Source organism: Actinomadura sp. NPDC000929 (assembly GCF_040492065.1).
Lineage (GTDB): Bacteria > Actinomycetota > Actinomycetes > Streptosporangiales > Streptosporangiaceae > Spirillospora > Spirillospora verrucosospora.
In genome coordinates, this window is the sequence record NZ_JBEUPA010000224.1 from 1 (window position 1) to 9,675 (window position 9,675).

At 74.7% G+C, this 9,675-nt stretch carries 10 protein-coding genes and 1 riboswitch; of the genes, 8 read left to right on the forward strand and 2 right to left on the reverse strand.

All coding sequences use genetic code 11. The features are described from left to right. Positions 1 to 1,153, reverse strand: a 1,153-nt coding sequence (locus ABWI04_RS39915) for a sensor histidine kinase (protein ID WP_353835652.1), incomplete at its 3' end; no start/stop codon positions are given. 165 nt (positions 1,154 to 1,318) lie between these two features. Between ABWI04_RS39915 and ABWI04_RS39920 the strand changes: the two genes are divergently transcribed. The 6 genes from ABWI04_RS39920 to ABWI04_RS39945 all read left to right on the forward strand — a co-directional run bounded on the left by ABWI04_RS39920 (position 1,319) and on the right by ABWI04_RS39945 (position 7,455). Further along, a complete protein-coding gene (locus ABWI04_RS39920) occupies positions 1,319 to 3,511 on the forward strand; it encodes an MMPL family transporter (protein ID WP_353835653.1) in 2,193 nt (730 codons plus the stop codon). 4 nt (positions 3,512 to 3,515) lie between these two features. Continuing rightward, positions 3,516 to 3,893 carry a BlaI/MecI/CopY family transcriptional regulator gene (locus tag ABWI04_RS39925; protein ID WP_345182956.1) on the forward strand — a complete coding sequence of 126 codons (378 nt, stop codon included), beginning with the start codon at positions 3,516 to 3,518 and terminating at the stop codon, positions 3,891 to 3,893. A gap of 4 nt (positions 3,894 to 3,897) precedes the next feature. Continuing rightward, positions 3,898 to 4,851, forward strand: a complete 954-nt coding sequence (locus ABWI04_RS39930) for a M56 family metallopeptidase (protein ID WP_353835654.1) — start codon at positions 3,898 to 3,900, stop codon at positions 4,849 to 4,851. Positions 4,852 to 4,956: 105 nt separating this feature from the next. Further along, a riboswitch (cyclic di-AMP (ydaO/yuaA leader) is annotated at positions 4,957 to 5,101 on the forward strand. Positions 5,102 to 5,104: 3 nt separating this feature from the next. After that, positions 5,105 to 6,163, forward strand: a complete 1,059-nt coding sequence (locus ABWI04_RS39935) for an NlpC/P60 family protein (RefSeq protein ID WP_353835655.1) — start codon at positions 5,105 to 5,107, stop codon at positions 6,161 to 6,163. A 61-nt stretch (positions 6,164 to 6,224) separates the two neighbouring features. Beyond that, entirely contained in the window at positions 6,225 to 6,716 is a 492-nt protein-coding gene (locus tag ABWI04_RS39940; RefSeq protein ID WP_353835656.1) for a DUF6153 family protein, read from the forward strand. 76 nt (positions 6,717 to 6,792) lie between these two features. Further along, positions 6,793 to 7,455 (forward strand): DUF305 domain-containing protein, encoded by a 663-nt coding sequence (locus ABWI04_RS39945; protein ID WP_353835657.1) that lies wholly within the window; start codon positions 6,793 to 6,795, stop codon positions 7,453 to 7,455. Positions 7,456 to 7,523: 68 nt separating this feature from the next. On the opposite strand, the gene ABWI04_RS39950 is transcribed toward ABWI04_RS39945, so the two are convergent. Then, complete coding sequence (locus ABWI04_RS39950) at positions 7,524 to 8,750, reverse strand: alpha/beta hydrolase fold domain-containing protein (RefSeq protein WP_353835658.1); 1,227 nt, start codon at positions 8,748 to 8,750, stop codon at positions 7,524 to 7,526. A 108-nt stretch (positions 8,751 to 8,858) separates the two neighbouring features. Here ABWI04_RS39950 and ABWI04_RS39955 point away from each other — a divergent pair, with 108 nt between their 5' ends. Together ABWI04_RS39955 and ABWI04_RS39960 are read left to right on the forward strand one after the other, a co-directional pair. Continuing rightward, positions 8,859 to 9,362, forward strand: coding sequence for an alpha/beta hydrolase fold domain-containing protein (locus ABWI04_RS39955; RefSeq protein ID WP_353835659.1), 504 nt, complete (start codon positions 8,859 to 8,861; stop codon positions 9,360 to 9,362). Then, the coding region (locus tag ABWI04_RS39960) for an MFS transporter (protein ID WP_353835660.1) at positions 9,359 to 9,675 on the forward strand (317 nt) is incomplete at its 3' end. The genes ABWI04_RS39955 and ABWI04_RS39960, both read left to right, overlap by 4 nt.

Below are 9,675 nucleotides of genomic sequence, written 5' to 3' on the forward strand. Positions count from 1 at the left end.
CCGGAGTGGGGCCGGCGTCGAGCAAGCCGCCGAGCAGCCGGCACCGCACGCGCATGCCCAGGATCCCGTGGCCGGGGCCGTCCGGGGCGGCCGCGCCGCCCGCGGCGCCGTTCCCGGTGCGGCGGCCCTCGTCGGTCACGCGGATCTCCAGGGCGTCGGTCCCGGAGGTCAGCGCGACCGTCACGCGGGTGGGGCCGACATGGCGGATCACATTGGTGACCGACTCCTGGAGGATCCGGTAGGCGGCGCCGCCGACCGCGCTCGGCAGCGGCGTCGCGGGAGGGGACGCCTCCAGCGTGACGTCGAGTCCCGCCTCGCGCGCCTTCGCGGTGAGCTCGCCGATCTGCTCCAGGCCGGGCTGCGGTGCGCGCCCGTCGCCGTCGTCGCGCAGGACGCCGAGGACGGCGCGCATCTCCCGCAGCGCCCGCGAGCTGGTCTGCTCGATGGTCCGCAGCGCTTCGCGCGCCTGCTCCGGACGCTTGTCGAGCACGTGCGCGGTGACCCCGGACTGCACGTTGATGATGGCCACCGCATGGGCGACGGTGTCGTGGACCTCGCGGGCGATCCGGAGGCGCTCCGCGTCCACGCGCGCCCGGGCCTCCTCCTCGCGGGTCCGTTCGGCCAGTTCCGCGCGCTTCTCGGCCTCGGCCGCGATGACCCGGCGGGACCGGACGGACTCGCCGAGGGCCGCGCTCATGACCGACGCGCCGATGCGGAAGAACACCCAGCCGATGGCGGCGCGCGGTTCGATGTCGTGCGCCGTGTACAGCCATACGGCGGCCAGCACGCCGATCCCCGAACCGGCGATCACCAGTGACCGGCGTCCGTCGCCGTAGGCCGCGAGGGTGTAGAGGGAGACGAAGAGCGCGAGCCAGCCGGGCCCGTCCGGGAAGTCGAGCCCGTAGTACACGAGGCTGGCGAGCGCGGTGACCGCGAAGACCGGCGCCGGCCACCGCCGGCGCAGGGCCACGGCCAGCCCGCTCACGACCAGCAGCGCGTATCCGAGGTTCCCCAGGTCGGCGAGCGGCCGCGTCGCCCCTTCGGCGGCGATGCGGCCGAGCGTTCCCTGGACCTGCATCACGGTGACGAGGAGCGCGAGCAGCGTGTCGTGCGTCACCGCGCGCAGGGAGAACGTCCCGGTACGGCGTTCCATGCCGGAATCCTACTGTCGTGGTGCGCGAACGCTCCTGCGCTCAGGCGCGCGACCTGCTCCTCCGCCAGGTGGAGCGGCCCGCGGAGCGGCGTACGCCCGACTGCGTAGACGCCGCCGTCGTCCGGCAGACGCGGCGGGCGCCCCGCCGGCGCGACGATCGCCGCCATGAGCGAGCATTCCGCAGACCCGCGACCGGACGGCGCCCTCGCGGCGCTGGCCCGCTTCTGCCACCGGCGCCGCCGCCTGGTGCTCCTGGCCTGGCTCGTCGGCGTGGTCGCCGTGGCGTTCGCCGGCTTCGGCTTCGGCGCCGCGCCCGACAACGACTTCTCCGGCGGAGACTCCGGATCGGCCAAGGCGCAGAAGCTGATCGAGAGGCACTTCCCCGAGCGGCGGGGCGACACCCTGACCCTGGCGATCAAGGCGGACCGGGGGATCGACGACCCCGCCGCCCGGCGGCGGATCGAGAAGGTCGTCGCCGTCCTGGACGCCTCGCCCGTGACCGGGCCGGTGACCTCCCCCTACCAGGACCCGAACCTGGTGACGCGCGACCGCCGCATCGCCCGGACGACGATCCCGCTGACCGAGGAGGCGGCCAAGAAGACCGACGTCAAGCCCCTGGTGGAGGCGGTCAAGGACGCCTCCGGCGACGGCCTGCTCCTCGGGCTGGGCGGCGAGCGGGCGGAGAAGGCCGAGACGCCCCAGCAGGGCCCGGCCGAAGGCGTGGGCCTGCTGACCGCCGCGGTGATCCTGTTCATCTCCTTCGGGTCGCTGGTCGCGATGGGCCTGCCGATCGCGACGGCGCTGACGGCCATCCTCGGCGGAATGGCCCTGATCAAGCTGGTGGGGCACCTCGTCCCCGCGCCCGACTTCACCGTGCTCGTCGCCGTGCTGGTCGGCCTCGGCATCGGCATCGACTACGCGCTGTTCATCGTGACCCGCTACCGGGAGGCCCTGCGGGACGGGGACGACCCCGAAGGCGCCACGGCCACGGCCATCGCCACCGCCGGGCACGCCGTGCTGTTCGCCGGCACGACCGTGGTGATCGCGCTGCTCGGACTGGTCGTCATGGGGCAGCGGCTGATGACCGGCGTGGCCGTCGCCGCGTCGGTGACCGTGCTGGTCACGATGATCGCCGCGGTGACCCTGCTGCCCGCGCTCCTCGGCTTCACCGGCCGCCGGATCGACTCGCTGCGGCTGCCGCGCCGCGCGCCGCGCCCGCGCACCGGCGAGCGCCGTCCCCCCGCCGAACGCTGGGCCGGCGTGGTGCAGCGCAGGCCGCTGGTCGCGGCGGTCCTCGCCGGGACGGGCCTGCTCGTGCTCGCCGCCCCCGTGCTGTCGATGCGGCTGAGCCTGCCCGACGCCAGCGTCCAGCCGCACGACCGGAGCAGCCACACCTCGTACACGATCCTGTCCGAGGGCTTCGGGCCCGGCTACGGCGCGCCCTTGATCTTCGCCGCGCGGATCGGATCCCCGGACGCCGATCTGCGCCCCGTCGTCGACGCGGTCGGACGGACCGAGGGCATCGCCTCCGTCACGCCGCCCCGGATCAGCGAGGACGGGCGCGCGGCCACGTTCATGGCCTTCCCGAAGAGCGGCGCCCAGGACGAGGCCACCGCCGACCTGGTGCACCGGCTGCGCGACGACGTCCTGCCCGCGGCGCCCGGCGGCGCCGGCGTCCAGGTCGGCGGCCCGAACGCCGGCGCGATCGACATCGCCGAGGAGGTCGGCTCCCGCCTGCCCCTGATGATCGCGGTCGTCGTCGCGCTGTCGCTCGTGCTGCTGGTCGCGCTGGTCCGGTCGGTCACGATCGCGCTGCAGGCCGCGGTGATGAACCTGCTGTCGATCGGCGCGGCCTACGGCGTGCTGGTCGCGGTCGTCCAGTGGGGCTGGCTCGGGAAGGCCCTCGGCTTCCCCACCACCATGCCGATCACGACCTGGGTGCCGATGATGATGTTCCCGCTGCTGTTCGGCCTGTCCATGGACTACGAGGTCTTCCTGATCTCGCGGATCCGGGAGGAGTACGAGCGCACCGGCGACACCCGGACGGCCGTCACCCGGGGGCTGGCGCGCACCGCCAAGGTCATCACCGCCGCGGCCGCCATCATGATCGCCGTCTTCTCGACGTCCCTGCTCGGCCCCGACGTGTCGGTCAAGCAGATCGGCCTCGGCATGGCCGTCGCCGTGCTCGTCGACGCCACCGTCGTCCGGATGGTCCTCGTCCCCGCGGTGATGGAGCTGTGCGGCAGGGCCAACTGGTGGATGCCGGGCCGCCGGGAACCCGCCCACGCTGGAGAGACCCCGCTCCAGGAGGCCGGCCCCCAGGAGACGTCCGGCACAATGGGGGCGGTACGGAGGTGACCGCGTGTCCGCACTCGGAGGATCGCTCGAACGCTCCATCATGGACGTGCTCTGGGCGGCGCCCCGCCCGCTGCGGGTCCGTGAGCTGCTGGCCGAGCTGAACGAGGACGCGGACAGGGCACTGGCCTACAACACCGTGCAGACCGTGGCCGAACGCCTGGCGCAGAAGGGCCTCCTCCGGCGTACGCAGGAGGGCACGGCCTTCCGCTACAGCCCCACGCGGCCGCGGGAGGAGTACGCGGTCGAGCTGATGCTGGACGCCCTGAGCGAGGCCTCCGACCACGGCGCCATCCTGGCGAGGTTCGCCGAGAGCGTCCCGCCGGAGGACGCCCGGCACCTCCTGGACGCCCTGCGGCGGCGGACCGCCGGCGAGGACGCGTGATCCCGTGATCCCGCTGGTGGTCGGGCTCGTCGTCTCGGTGGTCCTGCTGGGATGCGCCGCGGGGCCCGTTCTGGACCTCCTCAGGCGCTCCGCCGTCGGCCCGGGGACGGCCATCGCCTGCTGGACGGCCGCCCTCGCGGGGACGTTCATCGCCGCGGCGGGGATCGCGGCGGCGGGGCTGCTCGCGCCGCCGGGTCCGGGGCACGGACTGCTGTCTCGGCTGCGCGACTGCCTGCCCCATCACGGCCGTCTCGCCACCGCCGCCGCGGCCGTCGCGACCGCCGTCCTCGCCGCGGCCTGCGCCGCCGTGCTCGCCCGCGGCCTGCCGAGGCTCGGCCGGGCCGTGCGCCACCGCCGGCGGCACCGGGAGATGCTGCGGCTGGTCGCCCGGGAGGACCGCCGCCATCCGGACGTCCTCGTCCTCGACCACCCCGTGCCCGTGGCGTACTCGCTGCCGTCCCGGCACCGCGCGATCGTGGTCAGCACCGGGGCCCAGCGGGCGCTCAGCGCCGAGGAGTTCGGGGCCGTCCTGGCGCACGAGCGCGCGCATCTGCGCCAGCGTCACCATGTCTTCCTGCTGGCTCTGGACCTGGTCCACGCCATGCTGCCATGGCTGCCGACCGTCCGGCGCGCGAAGGCGCGGCTGCCGCTGCTGCTGGAGATGGCCGCGGACGACGCCGCGGTCCGCGTTCACGGCAGGAAGCCGCTGGTCGACGCGTTGTGCCGGCTCTCGGCGGCGCCCGCCGTCGCGGGGGCGCTCGGCGTCGCGGGGGCGCTCGGCGCGGCGGGCACGCCCGTCGCCGGTGCGCTGATGGAGCGGGTGCTGCGGCTGGAGGGCGCCCCGGCGAGGCCGCGGCGCGACGTCCGGCTCGCGGCGGGCCTGTTCGCGGTGGCGGCGGTCGCCGCGCCGCTCCTGGCCGGGGCCGCGGCGGTCGTGGAGCTCGCCGCGACCTGCTGAGGCGGAATGTGGCATTTGGGGAAATCTGCCGCTTCGGTGGCGAACCGACCGTAAACCTCCTACGCTCCGTAGGAGGTCACGGTCCGACGTCCCCGCCGGGGACGGCCGGCGACCGCGCCGAATCCCGCGGACGGCTCCGTCCGGGGAACCGGGGACCCGATCTTCAGGGGTGAGTCCGTCCCGCGGGACGGTAGGGCGACTCCGGCCCGAACCCGTCAGCTGACCCGGTAGGCGGTACAGGAGAGGACACCGCATGCAGCGACGAGCTGCCGGCCCCCGAACGACAGCCCGCCGCAGGATCCGCACCCGCCGGCTCGGCGACGTCACGGCATGGACGGCCGCCCTCGCGCTGTCCGCCGGGCTTCTCGCGCCCGCGCCCGCCCACGCCGAGCCGAAGCCGACGCGCAAGCAACTGACCGCGCAGCAGGAGAAGCTCGCCGACGAGGCCGAGAAGCTCAGCGAGCAGTACAACGGCCTGCGCGAACGCCTCAAGCAGGCCGAGCACGCCGCGAAGCTCGCCAAGAGCAGCGCCCTGCGCCAGCAGAAGGCGCTGGACGAAGCGCGCGAACGCATGGCGAAGATCGCCGCGGACAGCTACAAGAACGGCCCGGCGGACCCGGCCATCACGTTCGCCTCGTCGTCCGACCCGCAGGCCGTCCTGGACCAGTCGGCCACCCTCAACTACTTCGCCAAGCAGAACGACGTCCGCATCACGCAGATGCTCCAGGTGATGCAGGGCGCCGACCGGTCCCGCAAGGCCGCCGAGCAGCGCGCCGCCCAGGTGCGCGCGCTCACCGACGAGGCGAGGAAGAAGCGCCGGGAACTCCAGATCAAGCTCAAGAAGGTCGAGAAGCAGCTCGGCACCTTCAGGACCGCGGGCACGGGTCCCGCCTCCATCCCCAACCTCAACTCCGGCGGGGCCTCGGCCAAGGCCATGACGGCCGTCCGGGCCGCCCTCGCCCAGCAGGGCGTGCCCTACTCCTGGGGCGGCGGCAACGCGTCCGGCCCGAGCTACGGCACCGCGCAGGGCGCCAACATCAAGGGCTTCGACTGCTCCGGCCTGACCCTGTACGCCTACGCGCAGGTCGGCATCACGCTCGGCCACTACACCGGCAGCCAGTACAACGCCGGGACCCACGTGAGCATGAGCCAGCTCAAGCCCGGCGACCTGGTGTTCTTCCACAGCGACCTGCACCACATGGGCATGTACATCGGCAACGGCAACATGGTCCACGCGCCGCAGACCGGCGACGTCGTCAAGATCGCCCCCATCGCCGGCCGCCCGTTCGCGGGCGGGGTCCGTGTCGCCTGACCCCTCGAAGCGGTGACCCGCCGGTGACCGCCGATCACCCTTCGCTACCCTGGTCCGCGAGATGAGCACGCACCTCGGCGGCCTCCCCGCACGGGACGGCGCGCACGCGGAACGGCCGGTGGGACGGCCGAGGCGCTCCGTGCGCCCGGACGTCCTCCGGCTGGCGTCCGGCCTGCTCGTGCTCCTCGGGCTGCTGGCGATGCACGGCTTCCAGTCCACGGCGAGCCCGGCGGAGATGGGCGGCGTTCCGCTGACGTCCATGGCCGCCGGGCACGCCGCCCCCGCCGCCGAAGCGATGGCGGGGCACCGTCCACCCCGGGGCGACCGGCCCGGGGGCCATCACTCCGACCGCCACCCCGACCACCCCGGCGGCCAGGTCTGCCTGGCCATGCTGACCCTGCTCGCGCTCGCCCTCGTCGCGGCCCTCCTGGCGCTGCGCTTGCGGAAGTCGCCGCCGATGGCCGTGTCGCGGCCCCCGCGGGTGCGGATCCTCCTGGTCGGACGGCCGCCGCCGAGACCGTCCCTGCACAGGTTGAGCGTGCTGAGGCTGTGACAGGTCCAGCGGCGCCCGGAAACGGGCGCCGTCGCCGACCACCGATCACAGCACTCGACACGGAAGGCTCACCACCATGAAGCGAGCGTTCGCGCTCATCACCGTCCCGGCCCTGGCGATCGCCCTGGCGGCGTGCGGCGACGGCGACGACGGCGGCTCGACGGGCCACTCGATGCCCGCCCACTCCATGCCCGCCCACTCCATGCCCGCCCACTCGATGCCCGCCCACTCGGCACCTGCCGGCGGCGCGCAGGCCGGACCGCACAACGGCCAGGACGTCATGTTCGCGCAGATGATGATCCCGCACCACCGGCAGGCGATCGAGATGGCCGACCTCGCCGCCACCCGCGCCTCGTCGGCGGAGGTGAAGACCCTGGCCGCCGACATCAAGAAGGCGCAGGGACCGGAGATCCAGCAGCTCGGCGCGTGGCTAAAGGCCTGGGGCGCCCCCGTCCCCTCGCCTGGCACGACCGGCATGGGCGGCATGCACCACGGCGGCACGGACGGCATGGACGGCATGATGAGCGAGAAGGACATGAAGGAACTGGAGGCGGCCAAGGGCGCGGCGTTCGACAGGGCGTTCCTCACGATGATGATCCAGCATCACGAGGGCGCCGTGGCGATGGCCAAGGCCGAGCAGTCCTCCGGACAGTTCCCCCCGGCCAAGCAGATGGCGGCGACCATCATCTCCTCGCAGACCGCCGAGATCGCCAAGATGAGGTCCCTGCTGAAGCAGTGAGGACCGCCGGGCACGGAGGCGGGCGGCGCCGCGCCCCCGCCCGCCTCCGTGCCGGAGGCGCCTCTGCCTCAGGAACCGGTGCGGTGCCCGGCGGACGCGGCGGTCACGTCGCGGACGAAGCGTCCCGCCTGGTCCAGGGCGCGGGCCGCCTCCGGGAGGAACGTCCAGAACAGGTGGAAGCCGTGGGTGGCCACCGGGTAGAGCTCCAGCCGCGCGTCCACGTCCTGCTCGCTCGCCTCCTCCGCCAGGCGGCGGGCGTCGCCGACCAGGTGGTCGCCCGTGCCCGCCTGGAGCAGCAGGGGCGGCAGGCCCCTCAGGCGGCCGGGGGAGGCCAGCGGGCTCAGCAGCGGATCGTCCAGGGAGCGGCCCGCGAGGTAGTGGTCGACGCACTGGCGCATCATCCGGCCGGTCACCACGAGCTGGGGGCCGGCCGGCTCCTCCTCCAGGACGGTGTGCGCCAGGTCGATCCACGGGCAGAACAGGGCGGCGCCGCCGGGCAGGGGAAGGCCCTTGTCCTTCAGCGCGAGCAGCAGGGACAGGGCCAGGCTCGCCCCCGAGGAGTCGGCGGCGATCACGACCCGCTCTGGCGGCGCCGCTTCGAGCAGCCAGAGGTAGGCGCCCGCCGCGTCGTCCAGGGCGGCCGGGAAGGGGAAGTCCGGCGCGAGCCGGTAGTCCGGGACGACCACCTCGCACCCGGCCGCCACCGCGAGCGCCCCCGCCAGGGGCCGGTACCCGTACGCCGAGCCCATCACGAAGCCGCCCCCGTGCAGGTAGAGGACGCGCGACGGTGAGGCGTCCGGCGGCGCCAGCCGCAGGGCCGGGACTCCGCCCGCCTTCACCGGCCTGACCGCGACCTCCGGCGGCGGCTCGAACTCGGCGAGCAGGGTCTCGTACTCGACGCCCATCTGACCGAGGTCGCCGCCCGCGCGGTTGTGGTCGGCGATCGGCCGCCACAGCCTGCCCGCGCGGCCGGACGCCTCGCCGCCGATCGAGCGGGTCGTCGCGATCGCGTCGTCCACGCCCGACAGCAGGGTCCTCGCGCGGTCGAGCAGGGCCTCTCCGGCGAGGGTCAGCTCCACCCGGTGCGTCGAGCGGTTCAGCAGGTCGCACCCGACCAGCCGCTCCAGGCCCTTGATCTGGCGGCTCAGCGCGGGTTGCGACAGGTACAGGCGCGCGGCGGCGCGGCCGAAGTTCAGCTCCTCGGCGACGGCGACGAACGCGCGGAGATGGCGCAGCTCGATCGCGTCCGGCGCCTGGGGCAGCCTGAGCACGCGCGGCGGGGTGTCGTCCGGCATGCGGCCATTGTCGCCGTACCGCGCCCCCGGTGGTGATGCCGATCATGCACGACCGTCATGCGCGAACGGCCTTTCCCTCCGGAGGGGCCGCGCTGCCACGGTCGACCCATGACCACGACGAAACGGGTGGACATCCACCTGCGCGGCGCGTCCGGCCCGCTGCGGGCCGGCGTGCGCTGGTCCGGTACGGACGACACGCGCCTGCTGCTGCACTTCGACGGGACGCCGGGCGACCTCGGCCCGCACGCCGTCGCCCTCTCTCCGGAACTCGACGCCGCCCGGCCCGGTGCGCTGGACGACGCGGCGGCCGCGCTCGGCTGGGCCGCCGACCACGCCGCCGAACTCGGCGCCGCGCCCGCGCGCCTGGTCGTCGCGGGGCAGGGCGGCGGGGCGGCGATCGCCGCCCGGCTCGCCCTGCTGGCCCGCGACGAGGGCTGGCCGCCGCTGGAGCGACAGATCCTCGTGCGCCCGCGGCTGCCCGAGGGGTTCGCGCCCGACCTGGCCGGGGTCGCCGCCGCCACCGTCGTCAGCGGCCCGGACGACGACGGGCGCGCCTACGCCGGGCGCCTGCGGGCCGCGGGCGTCCCCGTCGAGGAGAGGAGCGTCCGATGACCCCGCCCCGCGCCGGACGCCGCGAGTGGATCGCGCTGGCCGTCCTCGCCCTGCCGGCGCTGCTGGTCTCGGTGGACATGTTCGTCATGATCATGGCGCTGCCGGAGCTGAGCGTCGCCCTCGGCGCGAGCGGCACCGAGCAGCTGTGGATCATGGACGTGTACGGGTTCATGGTCGCCGGATTCCTGGTCGCGATGGGCGCGCTCGGCGACCGGATCGGCCGCCGCCGGCTGCTGCTGGCCGGCGCCGCCGCGTTCGGGGCCGCCTCCTGCGCGGCCGCGTTCGCCGCGAGCCCGGCGGCGCTGATCGCGGC

Coding starts and splice junctions, on each gene's coding strand:
- ABWI04_RS39920 (WP_353835653.1), top strand. CDS start 1,319: ATGAGCGAGCATTCCGCAGACCCGCGACCGGACGGCGCCCTCGCGGCG.
- ABWI04_RS39935 (WP_353835655.1), top strand. CDS start 5,105: ATGCAGCGACGAGCTGCCGGCCCCCGAACGACAGCCCGCCGCAGGATC.
- ABWI04_RS39940 (WP_353835656.1), top strand. CDS start 6,225: ATGAGCACGCACCTCGGCGGCCTCCCCGCACGGGACGGCGCGCACGCG.
- ABWI04_RS39945 (WP_353835657.1), top strand. CDS start 6,793: ATGAAGCGAGCGTTCGCGCTCATCACCGTCCCGGCCCTGGCGATCGCC.
- ABWI04_RS39950 (WP_353835658.1), bottom strand. CDS start 8,750: ATGCCGGACGACACCCCGCCGCGCGTGCTCAGGCTGCCCCAGGCGCCG.
- ABWI04_RS39955 (WP_353835659.1), top strand. CDS start 8,859: ATGACCACGACGAAACGGGTGGACATCCACCTGCGCGGCGCGTCCGGC.